Here is a 20911-nt window from a genome sequence, read left to right as displayed (position 1 = left end):
AATCAGCTTAAACACGGCGCCACATCGTGCCATTTTTACCGTCTTCTAGCTCAACGCCTTGCGCCTTCAAATCATTACGAATTTGGTCAGCTTTGGCAAAGTCTTTGTCCGCTTTGGCTTGCTTGCGCGCTTCGATGAATGCTTCAATCTCACTATCACTTAACCCGGTCGTTTCGCCCACTTTTGCTTGTAAAAAATCGGTTGGATTAAGCTGTAAAATATTGAGCGGTTGTGACAAATCTTTTAGCAATGTTGCCAACGCCAGCGCTTGGGCATTGCCTTCAGCGGTTTCGAGATTGACTGCTTTGTTGATTTCACGTGCCAGACTAAATAATACACTCACCGCCCCTGCACTGTTAAAATCATCGCACATCGCTTGATTAAAGGGGGTTTCAAATGGGGTTTTGTCAATCTCGCCGGCTAGTTCGGTGAGGCTTTCTACAGATTTTAAGGCTTGATACAGACGCGTGAGGCTGGTTTGGGCTTCTTTAAGCGCGCTATCTGAGAAATTCACTGGACTGCGATAATGACTCGATAAAATAAAGAAACGAATGGTCTCTGGGTGAAACTGTCCCATCACATCGCGAATGGTAAAGAAATTACCCAGTGATTTTGACATTTTCTCGCCGTCAACATTGATAAAACCCACGTGCATCCAGTTGTTGGCATAGGTTTTACCGGTTGCGCCTTCAGATTGGGCAATTTCGTTCTCGTGGTGCGGAAACTGCAAATCATGCCCGCCGCCGTGAATATCGAAGGTGTCGCCCAAGCAGCAAGTACTCATCGCCGAACATTCGATATGCCAACCTGGACGACCCACACCCCAAGGTGACTGCCATTTGGTCTCAGACGGCTCTGTTTGTTTGGCAGATTTCCACAATACAAAGTCAAACGGATTTTTTTTGTCTGTCTCAACATTTACCCGCTCGCTGGCACCTGCTTGCATATCGGCTAGGCGACGTTTTGAGAGCTTGCCATACTCAGCAAAATTTTCGACCGCATAATAGACGTCGCCCGTTGCGCCTTGATAGGCTAAATTTTTGCTTTCCAGCGTTTGGATTAGATGTTGCATCTGTGGGATAAAATCCGTGGCTTTTGGCTCACTGTTAGGACGCTCACAGCCCAGATTATCAGCATCTTCATGCATGGCTTTGATAAAGCGGTCTGTCAACTGATAGATACTTTCGCCATTGTCCTTAGCGCGGTTAATAATTTTGTCATCAATATCGGTAATATTACGCACATAGTTGACATCATAGCCAATATGACGCAGCCAGCGCACAACCACATCAAAGCCGACCATGACCCGTGCATGACCAATGTGGCAATAATCATAGACTGTCATCCCACAGACATACATGCCAACCTTGCCTGCTTCTAAGGGCGTGAATGGGCGTTTTTGTCCACTCATCGAGTCATATATGGTAATCGGCATGGGCTGTGTCAGCTGGGTCATGGGATAGTCACCTTTGCAAGTTGGGTAAAAAAGACAATCGGTTATCATACCGAAATTTTGTTAAAAGTGCTATGATTTGGCATATTTCACACTTTAAGGTCTCTATAATGGGCAATCGATTATCAAAGATTTACACCCGAACGGGCGATGACGGCACCACTGGCATGGCGGATGGTTCACGGGTGTCTAAGGCAGACTTACGCTTTGACGCCATGGGCAAAATTGACTTATTAAACTCCCAAATCGGTTTATTGCGGGGCTATCTTACTCAATTTAACCATACTCAAGATAGCCATGCCCAATTTGATGCTAAGCTAGGCCGCTTGCAGCATCAGCTTTTCAATCTAGGGGGTGAGCTTGCCATGCCCGAATACCGCGGGATTTTGGCAGAGTATGTGACAGAGCTGGAAAATCAAATTGATGAGTGGAACACCCATTTACCACCCCTCAAAGATTTTATTTTGCCTGCAGGTACCCTTGTGACCAGCCAAGTGCATATCGCTCGCTGCTACTGCCGAGACGCTGAGCGCCTACTCGTGGCATTAAATTCGCGGGATGATAATGTCTCACCACTCAGTCTACAGTTTATCAATCGTCTATCCGATTGGCTGTTTGTATTGGCGCGTGTCGTTGCTCGGTTGGATGCCGGTCAAGAAGTGCTTTGGGATAAAGCCACCCTGTCATAACTCTATCACGATACTTTAAAAACGCTATCCGTTAAAAACACCATACTTAAAAAGCCATGCTGCAATTTGACCAACTGTCCTACCAAATCGACCATCGAACACTCGTCAATCATGTTTCAGGTGAAATCCATGACCATGACTTTATTGTCATCACAGGACAGTCTGGCAGTGGCAAATCGTTACTGTTAAAGCTGCTATCTAGCCTATTACCTAAGTCAGCAGGTCACATTACCTTAAACGGCAAAAATTTGACCGATTTGACGCCGGCTATTTGGCGCTCACAGGTGGCCTATATTGCGCAACTAAGTGAGATGATTGAGGGCAGCGTCTTAGACAACTTGAGCCTGCCCTTTAGCTTTGCACTTTATAAAGACAAAAAAATCGATGTATCTTGGCACGAGCAGCAGCTAGTTAACCTTGGCAAATCACCGCAGTTTTTACAGCAAGATAGCCGCAGCTTATCGGGTGGCGAAAAACAGCTCGTCAATTTATTACGCACGCTACAATTGCACCCGACCATTTTATTACTCGATGAGCCTACCGCCTCCCTTGATGCCACCACCACCCAGCAAGTCGAAACATTGATTAACCACTGGTATCAGTCCACCCCCAATGCCACCGTCGTGTGGATCAGCCATGAGCCGACCCAAATTCAGCGCTTATTGGCGATTGGCACTAGCCACTGGACGATGGCTGATGGTCAATTAAGCAATCACAAGTTAACGGTGGATAGCAAAGCACTCGCATCCGTATCACAAGGCAATCAGCCATGATGATGTTAGCCATCACCATGCCCGCTATCTCCTACCTACAAGTAGCGCTGGCAAGCCTGGCATTATTACTGGTGATGGCAATCAGTGTTTGGTTGAAACTGGGTATCGTCAAATCCCTGCTCATTGCAAGTTTTCGCACGGTGGTTCAACTAAGCTTAATTGGACTGGTACTTGCGTGGATTTTTGCCAGAGAGCAATGGTATGAAGTGTTGGCAATTTTGACTTTTATGTCGATTATCGCTAGTATCGCTGCCAAAAATCGGGTTAAAAAGCCTTATCAAGGTTTATTTTGGGATACGGCGTTGGCGGTGTTTGTCAGTAGTTGGGTGGTAGCTATATTTGGTGGTGGGTGGGTGCTGTCAGACAACGCAGCTACATGGTTTCGTCCGCAAGTCATGATACCGTTATTGGGGCTGATTTTAGGTAATTCATTGACCGCTGTCTCACTCTCTATGAACCAACTTGTCAGCAGTTTTCATCGCGAACAAAGTATGATTAATACCTATTTGGCATTGTCCGCCACGCCTTGGGAAACCGCAAAACCCTATGTCATTGCTGCCATTCAAAATGGTATCACACCGACGATTAACAGCATGATGGTGGTGGGGTTAGTGAGCTTGCCGGGTATGATGACAGGACAAATTTTGGCAGGCGCAGACCCGCACCAAGCCGTGCTTTATCAAATTATTACCCTGTTTTTAATTGCCACCAGCAGTACATTAGGGTGTACAATAGCGACTTTGCTGATTTTTCGACGGTTTTTTAACCCGGAGTGGCAGTTTGTCATTCCACCCTCTGCCAACACTTCTCATTAACCGTTAATTGGCTATCTTTCATTTATTTACTAAAAATTCTAATGACCCTGCAAAATTTCTTATTTTTTTTAATCAGTACTTGCCTTATCTCGGCAGCGCCTGGCTCTAATATGCTATTAGCGTTCCAATTTGGTGTCAATTATGGCATCAAAAAAACCCTGTGGACGTTGGCAGGGCTGAGCATGGGTTTATTTATTTTATTGACAACGTCACTGTTAGGGCTAGGGCTTATCAGTACCAACGCGCCTTTTTTGCTGACCATTATCAAAGTCGTGGGCGCGCTGTATTTAGCCTATCTTGGGATAAAATCTTGGCGCCAAGCTGACAGCGAATTGCACAGTGACCAGTTACAGGTGATACCGACCCCCGCGCAACTGTTTAAAACAGGGATTTGGGTGTCGTTGTCCAACCCCAAGGCGATTTTGTTTTTTGCCGCATTTTTCCCCAAATTTATCAACTTTTCCGCGCCTCTACTGCCGCAATACCTCATGCTCACGGTGGGTTTTTTTATGATTGAGATAACTTGGCAACTGGTTTATACCATGAGTGGCAAAAAACTGTCGGATTGGCTGCAATTTGGCAATCGCTTGATGTGGCTTAATCGCTTATGTGGCTTGATATTTATTATCATCGCCATCGCGCTCATCACTGAGATTTTTTGGCATTAGGTTCAAAAAAAATAGTGACGGGCGATATCGACAATCAATTTGAGCGCTATGAGGGTGAGTAGATACGGCAGGATTTTTTCTAGCCAGTCTAAACGGATTTTATGGCGCAGTCGGGTACCAAGCCATGAGCCCGCCAAAAATTGCCAAAAATAGGTAAAGTCTAAGGCATCGCGACCAAACCAAGCGCGCGATAAAAAACCCGACGTCACATCGGGTTTTTTGATAAGTGAGGGTTAGGCATCGTATGGGTCGCGTAGCACGATGGTTTCAGCACGGTCTGGACCTGTTGAGATAATGTCAACGGGGCACTCGATAAGCTGCTCAATGCGCTTGATATAAGCTTTGGCATTTTCAGGTAGCTTGTCATACTCTGTCACGCCCACAGTGCTCGTTTTCCAGCCTGGCAAAGTTTCATAGATAGGTTTCACGTTCTCGTAAAACTCCGCATCGCTAGAGCCGCAAACTTCCCCACTTGGCAACTCATAACCTGTGCAGATATTGAGCTGTTCAAGGTCATCTAACACATCAAGCTTGGTCAAGCAGATACCAGATAGGGAGTTTAGTACCACAGCACGGCGTAGAATCGCTGCATCAAACCAACCACAACGACGGGCGCGGCCCGTGGTAGCACCAAATTCTTGACCGACAGTACCGATGTGCTCACCGATATCATCAAATAGCTCAGTTGGGAAGGGACCCGCCCCCACGCGTGTGGTGTAAGCTTTGGTGATACCCAATACGTAGTCAAAGTACAAGGGTCCAAGACCGGTGCCCGTCGCCACGCCGCCAGCGGTGGTATTTGAGCTGGTAACGAAGGGATAAGTGCCGTGGTCAACGTCAAGCAATGTACCTTGCGCGCCCTCAAACATTAAGTTTTTGCCTTCTTTGCATAGCTTGTCAAGCTCGCCTGTCACATCAGCCACCAAGTCTTTTAGCGCATCACGCCATTCTTCTGCCAGCTTTAAGGTCGCCTCAAAATCGACTGCGTCCACCCCATAGTATTGGGTCAAGGCAAAGTTATGAAACTCAAGGTTAGTTTTTAGTTTATCGGCAAAGTCAGCTCGCAACAAATCAGCAAAACGCAATGCACGGCGCGCTACTTTATCTTCGTACGCAGGGCCGATACCACGACCGGTCGTGCCAATTTTGTTGTTGCCGCGTTTGATTTCACGGGCTTGGTCAAGCGCTACATGCTGTGGCATGATCAGTGGGCAGTTGGGCGAAATACGAAGTCGCTCACGCACAGGCACGCCTGCTTCAACCAGTGATTGCATTTCTTTTAATAGCGCATCTGGGGCCAGCACCACGCCATTACCAATGTAGCAAGTGACACCTTCACGTAGAATACCCGATGGAATCAAATGTAATACGGTTTTTTTACCGCCAACGACTAAAGTGTGACCAGCATTATGACCGCCTTGATAGCGCGCCACCGCACTGGCTTTTTCAGTCAATAAGTCAACGATTTTGCCTTTACCCTCATCGCCCCACTGGCTACCAAGGACAACGACGTTTTTTCCCGTATGTTTCATGATAAGTCACCTTTTATCAAAGTAATTGCTAAAAACAAGTTTACAACAGCTTAAAAATTAATTTTCTGCCAAATGCTCTAAGTACCAAACCCCATTCGCTACTTGCAAACGATGGGTGGTTTGCTCAGGTTCATCGGTTTCATCCAGCGCAATCATCACCCGATGCCCCTCTTGGCGTAGTGAGTCAATCGCTTGTTTGAGCGCTGGCGCATCAGGATGATTGGGTACATGTAAAATAGTTTGTACATGGCTATAAGGTACCACGGTAAAAGGCTGCTCATGTACCTGGATATGATTTTGCCAACGGTTTAGCTCGCAGCTAAAGCCAACGCCGGAACGCACGGCATCGGTATTATCAACTTCATGATGAAAATGATTGCTAAAACGACCGCCACGAATCAGCGGCAATGACTCATCTGCCACGTACACATTAAAGACAACGCCTGTATGATAGTGATATCCCAATCCTGTGACATCGACACTGACGTTGGCATCCCAGTGCTCTTCAAGATAGCTCACCAAATAAGTCAAATCAGACAAGGCTTTGGCAATGATAGCATCGTGTTTGGCTTGAGTTGAGAGCCGTTCGCTCAGTTTTTGCAAGTCATTACCTGCCTCGCCTAGCACATAAAAATCGTTGGCAAGTTCGCCAAACTGGCTCATTTTGCTGGTCAAAAGTTTCAGCTCAGGTAACGCTTTATTGGCATAGAGCTCAATGAGTTTTTCTTGCAGATACGTAGGTACACTGGCAAGCTGGCAAAGCTGCTGAAAAATCGCCACATGACCAATATCAATATGCGAGCGTGCAATCACATCCGTGCTATCTAACAAGGTAAATAGCACATCTAATAGCTCCACTTCACTGGCTAGTGAGTCGGTACCAAAAATCTCAGCCCCCAACTGTAGCGGGGTGCGCGAACCAAATAAGCCTTTTGGCATGGTATAGATTACATGCCCTGCATAACAATAGCGAGAAATTGATTTTGATGGGTTACTAGTGTCTTGATTATTGTGAAGACGCGCATCAATCCGCGCAATTTGTGGGGTGATATCTGCGCGTACCCCCATGAGCCGACCGGTTAGCTGATCAATGATTTTAAAAGTTTGTAATTTAACATCTTCAGACGCATAGCCGAGCAAGCTTTCGGTATATTCAATCATAGGCGGGCTAATAAATTCATAGCCATGGCTGATTAAAATACGGGTCAATTGATAACGCAGGGTTTCTTGCTTTACCGCTTCGGTTGATAGTAAATCGACAACCCCATCAGGTAATAGCCAAGTATTTTTTGTATTAAGATAAAAAGCAGACTGATTTGCCACATTGGTGGAATTTGATGCTAAATTTGACACAATAAATCCTAAGGATAATTAAATGATATATCACTAGACATGACAACAAGCGGCCATATGAAAACATAGACCATGAATTACCATGTAAAATCATAGAATAATCGATGAGAAGGGCACTTACAAAAATAAAATGCTAAGAATAAAAATAAGGGCACTTTTCCTTTTCATTGTATCATAGCTTCACTGGGCTTAGGCATTTTTTTATTGCCCAATTTTTTATGCTACACTCCTATAAAATTTTATTGAAACTTATTTATTGAAACTTATTTATTAAAACTTACAGCTATGCAATCATTATAGGGAAATCCAATTCACCCATGAAACTCTTTGTCTCAACCACCTCCCCTTTCGCCCGTCTCGTGATGGTCGCCTGTTTACGCCAGCAAATTGATGCCGAGCTGATATTTGTCATGCCTTGGGAAAACCCACAAGAATTATTAGCGGTCAACCCTTTTAGCCAAGTACCTGCCCTGCTCACCGATAATCAATTACTCATCACCGAAAGCAGTGTGATTTTGGCGCACCTTATGCCGCAAATTTTTGCTGATGAAAAATCTGCCGCTTTAACAAGCCTGAGCTTAGGCATTATCAACCAAACCGTTCGCGCCTTTGCCACCGAGCGCTTTCAGCCATCAATTGCTACCCCACATCCATTTATTGAGCGCTCGACCAGTCTATTGTCGAATTTACTCCCCAATGCACCACAGCTCGATGCACAAAGCGACGCGCTCGGCCAAATCTTTTTTGGCATTGCCTTAGGGTATTTAAAATTACGTTTGGCTGAGGTGTTTGACAAGGCAGTCACTGAGGTCAATAAATCAGCACTCGAGCAATTTTATCAGCGAGATTTTATGCAAAAAACTCAGAGTATTGCTTTAGAAAAACTACCAAAATCTATCTTTAAACTTTAACTAATCCTCCATCTAAACCAATCAAAACATTAAAAGAGCTCACTATGTCCTATCATCCAAAAGCTGAATTAAACCAAACCAATGTACTGGGTACCGCACTAGCGAGTTGCTGTTTTGACCCGTTAACAGGTTATTATCGAAATGGTTTTTGTCATACCGGCGCTGGTGACGTCGGCTTACACACGGTTTGCGCCAAAATGACCCGAGAATTCTTAGAATTTTCTGTTGCCAAAGGCAATGATTTGGTGACGCCTTTACCCGAATTTGGTTTTCCAGGGCTGCAGCCCAATGATTTTTGGTGCGTGTGCGCCCTGCGCTGGGTGGAAGCATTGGATGCAGGGGTTGCGCCGCCGCTAAAGCTTGCCGCATGCCATGAGAGTCTCTTAGAGTTAGTAGATATAGAGACACTGCAGCAGTACGCTATTTAAGGCGATAGTGAAATAATGACCGTTGCTAAGTCCATGGTTAACGAGATTAAGCTAGGTTTTAGCGGTCTTGTCACGTATAATTATCTTGAGATTGTCATTTTTCACTGTTATCATTATCCATCTAATTTTAGCCGTATGATTGCATTGTTAATGCATGACTTCTTTTTTTATTCGTTTAAAAATCACTGAGAGTTACAAAATAGCAAGAACACACAGGCGCATTTGCCTACTTTGATGTTTACTTGCTGTTTTGTGGTTGCTACCTTTTAAGTACTTTGATAACGACTGGACACATTTATTCGATCTGATACAACTCTTTCAAATCGTGATAGCGAGGTTTTTGGTTATGACGCCACCCCACCAAAACAAAAATTTATCTGAACGCAGCGACGATTTATTAGAGCACCCCACTCAGACGACCCAGCGCGTCACTCTGCCGTTAGCCTCAACACTTAATCCGCCACATGATATGTCGACGGATTCTTTTACCCTTGCCAACGCTGATGTCATGTATGATGAAATCACTGATGAAGAACTCGATTTGCACGGTGATGATAGTTATATCTATGGCGAAAATTATGACGATGACGGCACTGTCGAAGTCTATGCACCTACCGATGTACCACCGCCTGAGTACAACCCTGAAGCTGAAATCACCGAAGATCGCTTTAAAGGGAAAAATGAGATTGCCAACTGCTTTGCCTACTCTCGTAAATCTGGGGAAAAAATCGGCGAGATTGAGCTTGATGATGTGCGCCGCGAACTATCCAACAACAACGTGTTTGTTTGGGTAGGACTACACGACCCAAGTATCGAAACCATTCGAGAAGTCCAAGAGGCATTTGACTTGCACGAACTTGCCATTGAAGATGCTTTCGCTGAACATCAACGCGCCAAAGTTGAAAGCTATGGTAATGATAGCGTGTTCGTGGTAGTACGAACCGCCAAATTGACCGAAAACACCATTCGTTATGGCACTACGGCCATCTTTATGGGCAAGCAATATATCATCACTATTCGTCAAGGTGCCTCTCATAGCTACGAAAGTGTGCGAGATTTTTGCCATCGCCGACCAGAAAAATTGCGCCTTGGACCCATCTTTGTGCTGCATGCCATCCTAGACTTTATCGTCGATAACTACTTACCTATCACTGAAAAATTAGGGCGTTATTTGCGTGAGCAAGAACGGGAAATTTTCTCTGAAAACTTTAACAAGCATACACTGCGCAATTTGTATGAATTAAAATCACAGCTTGTACATATGCGTGCTGTCATCTTGCCCGTACAAGATATCTGTAATTTTTTTATCAATCATAAAAAGACTGATTTGATTCCAAGTTTCCCTAGCCAAGCCAAACCGTATTTTCGCGACGTCAATGACCATCTACTGCGTGCGCTCGATGCGGTCAATGGACTCAACGAAATGCTCAGTGTTGCTATGGATACTTACATGGCAGTGGTCAATATGGGTCAGAATGAGGTGGTACGAAAACTTGCCGCTTGGGCAGGTATCCTCGCGGTCCCGACTGCCGTAGCAGGGATTTATGGGATGAACTTTGAAAATATGCCTGAACTAAAAATGCATTATGCCTACTATGTCTTATTAGCCGTTATTTTGACCATTTGTTTCACGCTTTACTATCGCTTTAAAAAGGCAGGTTGGTTATAAATTTTATCTTTAATTATAAAAGCTTAACAGATGATGCTGTTAGGTTTTTTTATTATTGGTTTATAAATTTATCAATTAAACACTATTCTCTAAACAGTAATTAAATTAAACAGCTCATCAATTTCTTCTTTCAAATGGTACATTTCAGTGTCATTCCATTTTTTGGATAAATGGCTGATGGGCAAAATCACACAGTGTAAATCTCGATAAGTGATGGCATTAAAAGTATTTCTCACCAGAATTTTATTGGCTTCTCGCTCAAAATATTTAATTACATCAATATTTTGGGTAATGACTAAGACAGGTTTTAAAATGCTATATAGCCAATCAAATAGATGCGTGTGTTTATGCTGAGGGCTTAATAAAGTCTTTTTGGGGGTGATAACACTATAAAGGTAGGTTTCAATCACCGGATGATTTGAGATTTCATCAATCAAATTTTGCTGAAATATATGGTTGCGATTCCACTGTAAATCATCATTGTAGCTAGCGATGTCATAATGCTCAGCAAACGATTCACGATCAAACCCTATGTCATCATGCCAAATATCGGCATCAAACACGTCTAAATTAACTTCGCGAGCTGGATTGTAGCCGACCATCATGATTTTGCAATTAAGGGGTGACCCTGAACAGATAAAGGGACGTACTTTCACATTGTCTAGTTGCTGCTCGCTAAGCCGCTGCTGCATCTCTGTACGGAATTTTTTTAAATCCATTTTCACAATTTATTCCCAGAAAATTTACTATCAATAAAATCCCACAATTTTTATTATATTACCTAGTCGCTATACAACAATCAATATACTTTTAGCGATAATTAAGTCACTGCTTAACGAGTAAATAGCAAATAAAAAAACCTCAAAAAGCATGAGGTTTTTTTATATTTATCGCCTATATATTTATCGCTTAGTAGCTTATGATAGCGGCGATTACAATTTGCTAGTTAGTTCTGGCAAGACTGTAAAAATATCACCTTCTAGGAAATAATCAGCCACTTGAGAGATAGGCGCTTCTGGGTCATTGTTGATGGCAACGATAACTTTTGAATCTTTCATACCTGCCAAATGCTGAATAGCACCTGAGATACCTGCGGCGATATATAGGTTTGGTGCGACAATTTTACCCGTTTGACCCACTTGTAGGTCGTTTGGCACATAACCTGCGTCAACTGCCGCACGTGATGCACCCATCGCAGCGCCTAGTTTATCAGCCAGTGGTTCAATATACTTGGTGAAGTTTTCACCGCTGGCTAATGCACGACCACCTGATACAACAATCTCTGCAGCAGTTAATTCTGGACGATCAGATTTTGCCAACTCTTCACCGACAAATTTTGATTTACCCGCATCTTCACCTGCGCTTACTTGTTCTATGCTAGCTGCGCCGCCTTCCGCTGCCGCTGCATCAAATGCGGTGGTACGAACTGTGATAACTTTTTTGCTTTCAGTATCTTTAACGGTTGCAATGGCGTTACCTGCGTAGATTGGACGCTCAAATGTCTCTGCATCAATTACAGCGGTTACATCAGTTAGCATATTGACGTCTAACAAAGCGGCAACGCGTGGTAAGAAGTTTTTACCTGTTGTTGTTGCTGGTGCAACGATATGGCTATAATCACCTGCAAGCGATACCACGAGTTTAGCAACGTTTTCAGCCAGTTGATGCTCAAAAGCAGCATTACTTGCGCAAAGCACCTTTGAAACACCCGCTACTTTAGCGGCTTGTTCTGCCACGGCTTCACAGCCAAGACCTGCAACTAATACAACGATATCGCCACCGATTTTGCTTGCTGCCGTTACGGTGTTGAGTGTTGCTTTTTTCAGCTCTTTATTATCATGTTCTGCATATACTAAAATTGCCATGAGATTTTCCTTAATATTTGATAATCGCTATCGTTAAATGACGAATTAAATTGAAGGTAGTTAAGTGATTAGATAACTTTAGCTTCGTTTCTTAATTTATCGACTAACTCGTCAACCGATTTAACTTTAACACCCGCTTTACGTTCTGCAGGTGGCGTTACTTTTACGATTTGAATGTTACTAGCGGTAGAAACACCATAATCTTCTGGTTTTTTCTCTTCTAATGGTTTTTTCTTCGCTTTCATGATGTTAGGCAGTTTGGCATAACGTGGTTCATTTAAACGTAAATCAGTGGTGATAACCGCAGGCAATGATAACTGAACGGTTTGTAAGCCACCATCGATTTCACGTGTTACATTGACGCTACCACCGTCGACTTTTACTTGTGATGCAAAGGTTGCTTGACCTACATCCATCAATGCCGCTAGCATTTGACCTGTTTGGTTGTTGTCATCATCAATCGCTTGTTTGCCTAGTAAAATGATGTCAGCAGCTTCAGCTTGTGCAATCGCTTTTAAAATTTTTGCGACTTGTAGGGGACGCACAGTGTCGGTCGTTTCAACTAAAATACCACGATCTGCACCCAGTGCCATTGCACCACGGATTTGTTCTTGTGCTTCTTTTGGTCCGATAGATACAACAACAATTTCAGAGACCACGCCCGCTTCTTGTAGGCGTACAGCTTCTTCCACAGCAATCTCATCAAATGGGTTTACAGACATTTTAACATTGGTTAAGTCAACACCAGTGTTGTCCGCTTTTACACGAACTTTTACGTTATAGTCAACTACACGTTTAACAGCAACTAATGCTTTCATACGTTCCTCGTTTGTTATATGAATTAAAAAAGGAGGATAAATCCAAGTATCCCCAGTCATGATAAAATGAACATCCTATTCTTTTTAACTTAAACTAGCTTGGTGAGCTAACTTAGCAAGCTAAAAAGTATAGGTATACTGTGAATACTCACAATACCCATTATCTTCGTTAATAATATATGTTGCGATAACTTACCCAACAAATCAAGAAAATCCTATGAATTTTAAGTCATAAAAAAATGGTTTGAATACATCAAAAATTCTTGAATTTTTCGAATATATCATAACTAAAATAATTAGGGAAATTTTTTAACTAAATATTCAACATACAATGTCTTATGCTTGATATAAACATTGAACACAAAACAAACGCGCAAAAAAAAACAACCTATCGTCCGGTTGTTTTTCTTTATTGCAAGCTAATTAAGATAAGCAGTTAATAAACAAACAATTAAGCTTGTAGTTATTATTATTGTGCTTCAATTTGTTCGGCTTGTGGGCCTTTTTGACCTTGGCTCAATACGAAGCTCACACGTTGACCTTCTTTAAGTGTTTTAAAACCTGAACCTTGGATTGCACTGTAATGAGCAAAAACGTCTTGACCGCCATTATCTTGAGCGATGAAGCCGAAGCCTTTGCTCTCATTGAACCATTTTACAGTACCAGTAGCTTTATCTGACATAAAAAATCCTACATTAAAAATTAACTATGTTATCTATAACGCTTGCAATTACTTAGGTAAATACAGGGTGTTATAAATTGTCATCGCTAAAAGTTTGTTAAGTGTATTTTAGCGAATAATGACAGTATAGCCTAGTTTTAGCGTTTCACCTACTATTTTTTGATTTTTTTACCACAAAGTTACAATTAAAAAGGCATTTAAATTGACTTTATTAAGCTAGATTAAAGGCGATAACACCGTTCATCAACATATTGATAAATATCGCAATACTGGTCACCGTAATCACCAGTGAAAATGATAGGCTGTAGTCCATATATCTGATGGGCATACTCATGTCATCGACATCTTTAATATCGCCCGCCTGATCTTTGAGTAGATAAAATCCGTAAATCCAACCAAATACGCTATACAGAATATAGGCAAATGGCACGACTTTGGCAATGCTACTAAATGCGCCATAATATACGGCGACCACGGATACCATAAGCCACACAGTTTCTAATATGGAACTCACGCTAAATAACGTCGATTGCGGCAATTTTCCTAAATTTTTCTTCAAAACTATGGATTCATAGGCAATCAGTAGGGCGACAATTAAGGTACCGACCAGATAAATTGCTTGCCAATTTAACGTATAGCTATCCCCCATCAGGTGATTCAAAGGATTTGCCAATGCAGGCAAAGAACTCATACCGCTAAAAGTGTGTAAAAAAGTTGCAGTGGACAACTGCCAAACAGACGCTATATTCAAAACAAATCTCATAAACTTTATATCGATACCCATTATTTTATACTAAAAAACCCTGTCCATGTAACTTTACACAGCGCAGGGTTATTTTCATTTTATCGTTTTTACCAATTGGGTATGATGTCATTGGTAAAACTAATTGGGTTCAAAACTAGTTTTTCTCTTTGTCGATGATTTTGCTTGAGGTAATCCAAGGCATCATACCGCGAAGTTTGGCACCTGTTTTTTCGATTTCGTGCTCAGCGGTTTGACGGCGGCGCGCTGTCATTGATGGGTAATTTGACATACCTTCAGCGATAAACATTTTTGCATATTCGCCTGATTGGATACGTTTTAGGGCATTACGCATCGCTTCACGTGATTGGTCATTAATAACTTCTAAACCTGTCACGTATTCACCGTATTCTGCGTTGTTACTGATTGAGTAGTTCATATCAGCAATACCGCCTTGGTACATCAAGTCTACAATCAATTTTAATTCGTGTAGACATTCAAAGTACGCCATTTCTGGGGCATAGCCTGCTTCAACCAAGGTTTCAAAGCCCATTTTGACCAGCTCAACCGCACCACCACACAGTACTGCTTGCTCACCAAATAGGTCAGTTTCAGTTTCGTCTTTGAACGTTGTTTCGATGATACCTGAACGACCACCGCCGACGCCCATTGCATAAGACAACGCCACTTGTTTGGCTTGACCAGAGGCATCTTGGTAAACGGCGATTAAATCAGGAATACCGCCGCCTGTGGCAAATTCGTTACGCACGGTATGACCCGGTGCTTTTGGCGCAATCATGATGACGTCTAGGTCTTTGCGTGGTACCACTTGGTTGTAATGGATTGAGAAACCATGGGCAAATGCAAGCGTGGCGCCTTGTTTGATGTTTGGCTCAATCACGTCATTGTATAGTTGTTTTTGGAATTCATCAGGGGTTAAAATCATGACTAAGTCAGCTTGCTTGACTGCTTCTTCTACTTCAGCCACTTTTAGACCGGCATTTTCTGCTTTTTTCCAAGATGATGAATCTTTACGAAGACCTACCGTAACATCAACGCCGCTGTCTTTTAGGTTTAATGCGTGGGCGTGACCTTGTGAGCCGTAGCCGATAATCGCGACTTTTTTGCCTTGGATGATTGATAGATCACAATCTTTATCATAAAAAATGTTCATAACTATTTCCTTGTGTAAAAAACAACTACTATTAAAAGGTTGGTAAATTTAGACGCTGAGGATTTTTTCACCCCGAGCGATACCAATAACACCAGAACGTACCACCTCTAAAATGCGTTCACGTCCCATCAATTCGATAAAGCCGTCCAATTTTGCGGTGTCACCGACAATTTGAATGGTATAGACATTGGGCGTGATATCAACAATACTTGCACGAAAGATATCCGCACAGCGCTTCACTTCTTCGCGGTTGCTACCCGTGGCACGTACTTTGATCAGCATGAGTTCGCGTTCAATATGTACACTATCGGTCAGCGTGGTTACTTTAACGATTTCAATCAGCTTGTGCAACTGTTTGGTCACTTGCTCAATCTTATTTTGATCGGTATCTGTGGTCAAGGTCAAACGCGATAAAGTCGGGTCATCAGTTGGCGCGACGTTCAGTGTCTCGATGTTGTAGCCACGTTGTGAAAATAAGCCAACCACACGAGACAGTGACCCTGATTCATTTTCCATTAAGACAGAAATTAAATGTTTCATTAGGTACGCTCCCCTTTGGCTAACCACATATCACGCATTGACTGACCTGCTAATTGCATTGGATAAACATGCTCATTTTTATCGACGAGTACATCGATAAATACCAATCGATCTTTGAGTGATAAGGCATAAGCAAGTTGTTCATCAAGTTTGGCTGGGTCAGTGATTTGGATACCGACATGACCGTAAGCTTCTGCAAGTTTGACAAAATCTGGCAATGAATCCATATAAGAGTGCGAATGACGACCTTCATAAATCATGTCTTGCCATTGTTTTACCATACCCAACTGGGCGTTGTTAAGATTTAAAATCTTCACTGGTAAGTTATATTGTAGGCAAGTTGATAGCTCTTGGATATTCATCTGAATTGAGCCTTCACCGGTGATACAGACCACATCACGCTCTGGGTTAGCAAGTTTGGCTGCCATTGCATAAGGTAATCCTACCCCCATGGTGCCTAACCCGCCTGAGTTTAACCATTGACGCGGCTCATCGTACTTATAGTATAAGGCGGCAAACATTTGGTGCTGACCCACATCAGATGTGATGATAGCTTTACCATGCGTTAACTCGTATAAGCGCTCAACAACGTGCTGTGGTTTCATGCCATTGCTGTCGTCTTTGTCATAGCGCAGACCATGACGTTTACGCCATTCATTGATTTGCGCCCACCAATCATTTAGCGCGGCTTGGTCAAGCTGTGCGTTATTTTCTGTTAATACGGCGAGCATATCACTTAGCACATTTTTTACATCACCGACGATCGGGATGTGTGCGTTGATGGTTTTTGAGATTGACGCAGGGTCGATATCAATATGGATAATTTTAGCGTTTGGACAGAATTTTTGCGTATTGTTGGTCACACGGTCATCAAAACGGGCACCGACGGCCAAAATTACATCTGAATTGTGCATGGTCATATTAGCTTCATACGTCCCATGCATCCCAAGCATACCTAAAAACTGTTTATCCGACCCTGGATAAGCGCCCAAACCCATCAAAGTATTGGTCACCGGTAAATTAAGTAAACGGGCTAATGCGGTTAATTCTGCACTTGCGTTTGACGCAATCACGCCACCACCTGAATATAAAACAGGGCGTTTGGCTGCAATTAAAGTTTCTATGGCTTTACGAATTTGTCCTGAATGACCGCGAACCGATGGTTGGTAAGAACGCATACTGACCGACTCAGGGAAATGATAAGGGAATTTTTCGTTAGGCGCAGTTTTATCTTTAGGTACATCAATCACCACAGGACCTGGGCGACCAGAGCTTGCGATATAAAATGCTTTGCGAACGATTTCTGGGATTTCGCTGGCATGACGTACTTGAAAACTGTGTTTGACGACCGGACGTGACACACCAATCATATCAGTTTCTTGGAACGCATCATCACCGATGAGGCTTGAAGGCACCTGACCTGAGATGATAACCATCGGAATGGAATCCATAAACGCGGTTGCGATGGCAGTAACCGTATTGGTGGCGCCTGGACCTGATGTCGCTAATACCACCCCTGTTTGACCTGTGACACGGGAATAAGCATCTGCCATATGACCCGCTGCTTGTTCGTGACGCACGAGGATGTGCTCAATGCTATCTTGTTTGAACAAAGCATCATAAATATGCAACACGGCGCCGCCTGGATAGCCAAAAATGTATTCGACACCTTCGTCAATTAGCGCTTGCACCAGCATTTCTGCACCAGACATCATCACAGGTTCACCTGCTGAGGCTTTGGCGGTTTTTTTGTCAAAATTGGGTGCAGCGTGAGCCGTTTGGTTTTCTCCCGTCATATTGGGAGCTTGGGTAGTTTGAGTCACTGTCATCACCTTTTATGGTCGTCTTCAAAAATGATACTGGGAAGTTGTTTTAGATAAAAATTGCTAAATGATTAGCAAGAATCTTCAACACTGCCATAAGGTAACAGTGAACAAATCAGACGAGGGCAAAAAGCATGATAACCAAAAAAGAAAGCATCACAAAAATTACGTAATGTATAAATTGATGGCTACTTTTTGTCTTTGTTGACCGATAAGTCAGGGTTGTTAGATTCTTTTGTTTAGATTCATAAACAACAACAACGGTAAAAAATGCTCTCATCCAATTGTAGAGCCTAATCAGCGGATAGCGCCAATTAGCTTAGATTTTACCAATTAGTAACCAACGATAATTGTTACTAACGACCAGTAGAGGACTTATGATGTGAGTTTTTTTAACACTTGTCAATAAAAAAAAGCTACTAGGATTTATAACTTTTAGTTATAGATAAATGAATTGTCTGAAGCTTGATTTTAAGGCTTGGTTTTAAGGATTGATAAACTTTAAAATCTCAGACTGATTGAGCCAGTCATTTTTAGAAAATTACCTTTAGGAAATTAAACGATTATCTTGTCGAAATTTACTGCTAAAAGCTATCAAGCTGTGATAGGCTATCGCATAATTTTCTCGTTTCTTGCATAGGAAAAACAATGTTAAAGCCACTGTTTTTGTTATCACTCATGTTATCACCATTCGTTATGGCGAGTTCAAATGCAGCAACTTATTACAAGTGGACTGACAAAAATGGTGTACCGCATTATAGCCAATATGCGCCGACCAATGGTGTTAATCTGCGACAAGTGCAAGTAGTTAATACCCGTGAACTTGGACCTAGTAGTCGTGCACCTGCGACAGCTGGCAATAGCACAGGTGCTGCATCAGGTGTATCACCAACGCTGACCGCCGATCAAAAACGCGCTGCTGAACTTGAAGCACAAAATCAGCAACTCAAAAAACAGCAAGATGCGGAGCGCTGTAAAGCCTTACAAAGTACCCTTGCCAACCTGAATCAAGGCGGGCGCGTCTATGAGATGGATAATAAAGGTGAACGTAAATATTTAGATGGTCGTGAAATTGAGCTACGCCGTCAGCAAGTCGCGCAAACAGTGAGCCAATACTGTAAATAACTTTGAATGCTATATGACTTTAGCATTCAATGAAAATTAAAGTTGTGTAAAGGTTAAAGGTGAGTGAATTCTCACCTTTTTTTTATTGAACCTTCTTAACCTGCCGTGATTTTAATGGTCCGTGATTTGATGGATGATGTCACCGATTGCCGATGCCATGTGATTAGCTTGCAGCGCATATTCCCCCATTTTTTCTGCTAACGTATCACCTGCTTTGGCATGTATGAGCACGGAGGTTAGCATGGGTGCGGCAATCGCTTGCCCCAATAAGCCCGCCATCAGACCTGCCAAGCAGTCGCCCATGCCAGCCGTTGCCATACCGGCATTACCCAAGCCGCAAATATCAATACTGTCTCGTTCAAGACAGTCTCGTTCAAGCACAATCGTTTGTGCCCCTTTGATAAGCCAATTGCCCCCATAGTGGTGAGCCAATGCCTGAATTGCGCTGATTTTGTTTCGATCGATGTCGGCATAGGGTTGATTGAGCAAACGTCCTGCTTCCGCTGAATGCGGTGTTAGATAAAACCGTTGGTTTGACTGCCCCAATCGTGGTTGAATTGGCGCATTTAAACCGTCACTCGTGCCTGCCCAATCTGCCAAATGGTATAAACCATCGGCATCAATGACACATAGTTTCTCTGATTGTTTGATCGCCGTAAGATACTGGTTAAATAACTCTAACGTTACTTTATCTCTACCCAAACCCATGCCGATGGCAACCACATCCACCGCGTTAATCAGCTCGATGACGCTAGCGATATTGTGTAAATCCGCGGTCATGGCATTGGGCAAAGCGGTGACAATGGCTGAATGAAAATCACGATGACAGGCAACGGTGACTTTGCCTGCACCACTGCTCAATGCCGCACTGGCGGCCAATATCGCCGCCCCTGCCATGCCATGCCCATCCTGTAGCCGATTGCCACCGATGATGAGTACATGACCATACGTACCTTTATGACTCACCTGCTGACGTTGTGGCAAGTTAGGTAGCGTGCAATGTAACAAGATGCTTGATTGCTCAACAGGGAGCAAAGGCACATCGATAACGGTGCCAACATAATCTTTACTATCCCCGATATGCAGTCCGACTTTTCGCCCGATTAAACAAAGTGTCTTGTCTGCTTTAATCGCCGTATCATCATATACTTCGCCCGTAGCGGCATTAAGTCCGCTGGGTACATCGATGCTGATGACTTGACAAGAGTCACTTTGCTTGCGGTATTGATTAATCCAATGGATGATTGGCTGATAATCACCGCTAGGCTTGCCATCGAGCCCAATCCCCAATAACCCATCAATCACCACATTATAATGATAGCTTAAACCAAGCTCATAAAATGGCTGTAAAAATGCTGTCAACGTCAGATATTTTGCCGCATTTGCACAGTTTGACTGGTACAGGTGCTTTGCTGTTTGGCTGTCGAGGGTGGTAGGCGCTGCGACTTGTACTACGGTAACTGACCAATGTGGGCAAAGCTTGTTCACATAATGCGCCACCAACCAAGCATCGCCGCCATTATTACCCGCGCCTGCCACTACCAATACCGATTTTTGAGAGTGACTGCTTTTTTGAAGGTGATTGCTTTTTTGAGGGGGACTGCCTTTTTGATTGCTACTTTCCTGCTTGATGATGTGTGCAAGTTGCCATGCAGCTTGTTGCATTAAGGCGAAACTGTCATTTTTGCTAAACCAGTTTTTTTCAATGTCATAAATTTGTTTGGGGCTATATAAGGCAATGGCGTTTTGCATCACAATATTTTTATCCGTCTGTGCATTACTTTGCATAAGATGATCCAATGATGTGGTAGGTGTTTATTTTGCTATAATAGCATTTTAATTTTATCTGGT

21 protein-coding genes are annotated in these 20911 nt (G+C 43.0%); 8 read left to right on the top strand and 13 right to left on the bottom strand.

The window, feature by feature from the left end; genetic code table 11:
• Positions 1-7 precede the first annotated feature (7 nt).
• Entirely contained in the window at positions 8-1456 is a 1449-nt protein-coding gene (gene cysS / locus RTS09_RS01230) for a cysteine--tRNA ligase (protein ID WP_312533502.1), read from the bottom strand.
• Between the two features lie 107 nt (positions 1457-1563).
• Here cysS and RTS09_RS01225 point away from each other — a divergent pair, with 107 nt between their 5' ends.
• The 4 genes from RTS09_RS01225 to RTS09_RS01210 are packed head-to-tail and all read left to right on the top strand — an operon-like array spanning position 1564 to position 4398.
• Positions 1564-2142 (top strand): cob(I)yrinic acid a,c-diamide adenosyltransferase, encoded by a 579-nt coding sequence (locus RTS09_RS01225; RefSeq protein WP_312533500.1) that lies wholly within the window; start codon positions 1564-1566, stop codon positions 2140-2142.
• Positions 2143-2198: 56 nt separating this feature from the next.
• Positions 2199-2915 (top strand): ABC transporter ATP-binding protein, encoded by a 717-nt coding sequence (locus tag RTS09_RS01220; protein WP_309595985.1) that lies wholly within the window; start codon positions 2199-2201, stop codon positions 2913-2915.
• Positions 2912-3730 (top strand): ABC transporter permease, encoded by an 819-nt coding sequence (locus RTS09_RS01215; RefSeq protein WP_282849411.1) that lies wholly within the window; start codon positions 2912-2914, stop codon positions 3728-3730. Before RTS09_RS01220 ends, RTS09_RS01215 begins: the two co-directional genes overlap by 4 nt.
• Positions 3731-3771: 41 nt before the next feature.
• The gene (locus RTS09_RS01210) at positions 3772-4398 is read left to right on the top strand and encodes a LysE family translocator (protein WP_096488830.1); all 627 of its coding nucleotides are present in this window, start codon (positions 3772-3774) and stop codon (positions 4396-4398) included.
• Positions 4399-4400: 2 nt separating this feature from the next.
• Here the strand turns inward: RTS09_RS01210 and RTS09_RS01205 are convergent, their stop codons facing one another.
• Genes RTS09_RS01205 through RTS09_RS01195 form a run of 3 tightly spaced genes read right to left on the bottom strand, consistent with a single transcriptional unit; the run spans position 4401 to position 7283 of the window.
• The gene (locus RTS09_RS01205) at positions 4401-4607 is read right to left on the bottom strand and encodes a hypothetical protein (protein ID WP_099807969.1); all 207 of its coding nucleotides are present in this window, start codon (positions 4605-4607) and stop codon (positions 4401-4403) included.
• Between the two features lie 24 nt (positions 4608-4631).
• Positions 4632-5930: an adenylosuccinate synthase gene (locus RTS09_RS01200; protein WP_007116772.1), complete on the bottom strand. Its 1299-nt coding sequence runs from the start codon at positions 5928-5930 to the stop codon at positions 4632-4634.
• 57 nt (positions 5931-5987) lie between these two features.
• On the bottom strand, positions 5988-7283 hold the full coding sequence (locus RTS09_RS01195; protein WP_312533490.1) for an ATP phosphoribosyltransferase regulatory subunit: 1296 nt from the start codon (positions 7281-7283) through the stop codon (positions 5988-5990).
• Positions 7284-7600: 317 nt separating this feature from the next.
• On the opposite strand from RTS09_RS01195, the gene RTS09_RS01190 reads away from it, so the two are divergent.
• The 3 genes from RTS09_RS01190 (at position 7601) to corA (ending at position 10291) form a co-directional block, all read left to right on the top strand.
• A complete protein-coding gene (locus RTS09_RS01190) occupies positions 7601-8194 on the top strand; it encodes a glutathione S-transferase N-terminal domain-containing protein (protein ID WP_312533488.1) in 594 nt (197 codons plus the stop codon).
• A 44-nt stretch (positions 8195-8238) separates the two neighbouring features.
• Complete coding sequence (locus RTS09_RS01185; protein WP_065252584.1) at positions 8239-8622, top strand: DUF2237 family protein; 384 nt, start codon at positions 8239-8241, stop codon at positions 8620-8622.
• Between the two features lie 508 nt (positions 8623-9130).
• Positions 9131-10291, top strand: coding sequence for a magnesium/cobalt transporter CorA (gene corA, locus RTS09_RS01180; protein ID WP_312533916.1), 1161 nt, complete (start codon positions 9131-9133; stop codon positions 10289-10291).
• An 89-nt stretch (positions 10292-10380) separates the two neighbouring features.
• Here the strand turns inward: corA and RTS09_RS01175 are convergent, their stop codons facing one another.
• The 8 genes from RTS09_RS01175 to RTS09_RS01140 all read right to left on the bottom strand — a co-directional run bounded on the left by RTS09_RS01175 (position 10381) and on the right by RTS09_RS01140 (position 17827).
• Positions 10381-11016 (bottom strand): hypothetical protein, encoded by a 636-nt coding sequence (locus RTS09_RS01175; RefSeq protein ID WP_312533485.1) that lies wholly within the window; start codon positions 11014-11016, stop codon positions 10381-10383.
• Between the two features lie 207 nt (positions 11017-11223).
• Positions 11224-12156: an electron transfer flavoprotein subunit alpha/FixB family protein gene (locus RTS09_RS01170; RefSeq protein WP_060994967.1), complete on the bottom strand. Its 933-nt coding sequence runs from the start codon at positions 12154-12156 to the stop codon at positions 11224-11226.
• A gap of 68 nt (positions 12157-12224) precedes the next feature.
• Entirely contained in the window at positions 12225-12974 is a 750-nt protein-coding gene (locus tag RTS09_RS01165) for an electron transfer flavoprotein subunit beta/FixA family protein (protein WP_050324357.1), read from the bottom strand.
• Between the two features lie 469 nt (positions 12975-13443).
• The gene (locus tag RTS09_RS01160; RefSeq protein ID WP_007116781.1) at positions 13444-13656 is read right to left on the bottom strand and encodes a cold-shock protein; all 213 of its coding nucleotides are present in this window, start codon (positions 13654-13656) and stop codon (positions 13444-13446) included.
• Between the two features lie 211 nt (positions 13657-13867).
• Complete coding sequence (locus RTS09_RS01155; protein WP_312533482.1) at positions 13868-14407, bottom strand: hypothetical protein; 540 nt, start codon at positions 14405-14407, stop codon at positions 13868-13870.
• A gap of 148 nt (positions 14408-14555) precedes the next feature.
• On the bottom strand, positions 14556-15572 hold the full coding sequence (gene ilvC, locus RTS09_RS01150; RefSeq protein WP_065252581.1) for a ketol-acid reductoisomerase: 1017 nt from the start codon (positions 15570-15572) through the stop codon (positions 14556-14558).
• A gap of 48 nt (positions 15573-15620) precedes the next feature.
• Positions 15621-16112, bottom strand: coding sequence for an acetolactate synthase small subunit (gene ilvN, locus RTS09_RS01145; protein WP_007116784.1), 492 nt, complete (start codon positions 16110-16112; stop codon positions 15621-15623).
• Entirely contained in the window at positions 16112-17827 is a 1716-nt protein-coding gene (locus tag RTS09_RS01140) for an acetolactate synthase 3 large subunit (RefSeq protein WP_173846746.1), read from the bottom strand. Before RTS09_RS01140 ends, ilvN begins: the two co-directional genes overlap by 1 nt.
• 756 nt (positions 17828-18583) lie before the next feature.
• Between RTS09_RS01140 and RTS09_RS01135 the strand changes: the two genes are divergently transcribed.
• The gene (locus RTS09_RS01135; RefSeq protein WP_160001937.1) at positions 18584-19060 is read left to right on the top strand and encodes a DUF4124 domain-containing protein; all 477 of its coding nucleotides are present in this window, start codon (positions 18584-18586) and stop codon (positions 19058-19060) included.
• A gap of 111 nt (positions 19061-19171) precedes the next feature.
• On the opposite strand, the gene RTS09_RS01130 is transcribed toward RTS09_RS01135, so the two are convergent.
• Positions 19172-20848 (bottom strand): NAD(P)H-hydrate dehydratase, encoded by a 1677-nt coding sequence (locus RTS09_RS01130; RefSeq protein ID WP_312533478.1) that lies wholly within the window; start codon positions 20846-20848, stop codon positions 19172-19174.
• Positions 20849-20911: the final 63 nt, after the last annotated feature.

Source organism: Moraxella sp. CTOTU47618 (genome assembly GCF_032017425.1).
Lineage (GTDB): Bacteria > Pseudomonadota > Gammaproteobacteria > Pseudomonadales > Moraxellaceae > Faucicola > Faucicola tetraodonis.
This window is presented reverse-complemented; position numbering and strand designations above follow the sequence as displayed.

Bases quoted from the DNA above. Each gene is read 5' to 3' on its own strand.
- cysS (WP_312533502.1), bottom strand. From the start codon at position 1,456: ATGACCCAGCTGACACAGCCCATGCCGATTACCATATATGACTCGATG.
- RTS09_RS01225 (WP_312533500.1), top strand. From the start codon at position 1,564: ATGGGCAATCGATTATCAAAGATTTACACCCGAACGGGCGATGACGGC.
- RTS09_RS01220 (WP_309595985.1), top strand. From the start codon at position 2,199: ATGCTGCAATTTGACCAACTGTCCTACCAAATCGACCATCGAACACTC.
- RTS09_RS01215 (WP_282849411.1), top strand. From the start codon at position 2,912: ATGATGATGTTAGCCATCACCATGCCCGCTATCTCCTACCTACAAGTA.
- RTS09_RS01210 (WP_096488830.1), top strand. From the start codon at position 3,772: ATGACCCTGCAAAATTTCTTATTTTTTTTAATCAGTACTTGCCTTATC.
- RTS09_RS01200 (WP_007116772.1), bottom strand. From the start codon at position 5,930: ATGAAACATACGGGAAAAAACGTCGTTGTCCTTGGTAGCCAGTGGGGC.
- RTS09_RS01190 (WP_312533488.1), top strand. From the start codon at position 7,601: ATGAAACTCTTTGTCTCAACCACCTCCCCTTTCGCCCGTCTCGTGATG.
- RTS09_RS01185 (WP_065252584.1), top strand. From the start codon at position 8,239: ATGTCCTATCATCCAAAAGCTGAATTAAACCAAACCAATGTACTGGGT.
- corA (WP_312533916.1), top strand. From the start codon at position 9,131: ATGTATGATGAAATCACTGATGAAGAACTCGATTTGCACGGTGATGAT.
- RTS09_RS01170 (WP_060994967.1), bottom strand. From the start codon at position 12,156: ATGGCAATTTTAGTATATGCAGAACATGATAATAAAGAGCTGAAAAAA.
- RTS09_RS01165 (WP_050324357.1), bottom strand. From the start codon at position 12,974: ATGAAAGCATTAGTTGCTGTTAAACGTGTAGTTGACTATAACGTAAAA.
- RTS09_RS01160 (WP_007116781.1), bottom strand. From the start codon at position 13,656: ATGTCAGATAAAGCTACTGGTACTGTAAAATGGTTCAATGAGAGCAAA.
- ilvC (WP_065252581.1), bottom strand. From the start codon at position 15,572: ATGAACATTTTTTATGATAAAGATTGTGATCTATCAATCATCCAAGGC.
- ilvN (WP_007116784.1), bottom strand. From the start codon at position 16,112: ATGAAACATTTAATTTCTGTCTTAATGGAAAATGAATCAGGGTCACTG.
- RTS09_RS01140 (WP_173846746.1), bottom strand. From the start codon at position 17,827: ATGATGTCTGGTGCAGAAATGCTGGTGCAAGCGCTAATTGACGAAGGT.
- RTS09_RS01135 (WP_160001937.1), top strand. From the start codon at position 18,584: ATGTTAAAGCCACTGTTTTTGTTATCACTCATGTTATCACCATTCGTT.
- RTS09_RS01130 (WP_312533478.1), bottom strand. From the start codon at position 20,848: ATGCAAAGTAATGCACAGACGGATAAAAATATTGTGATGCAAAACGCC.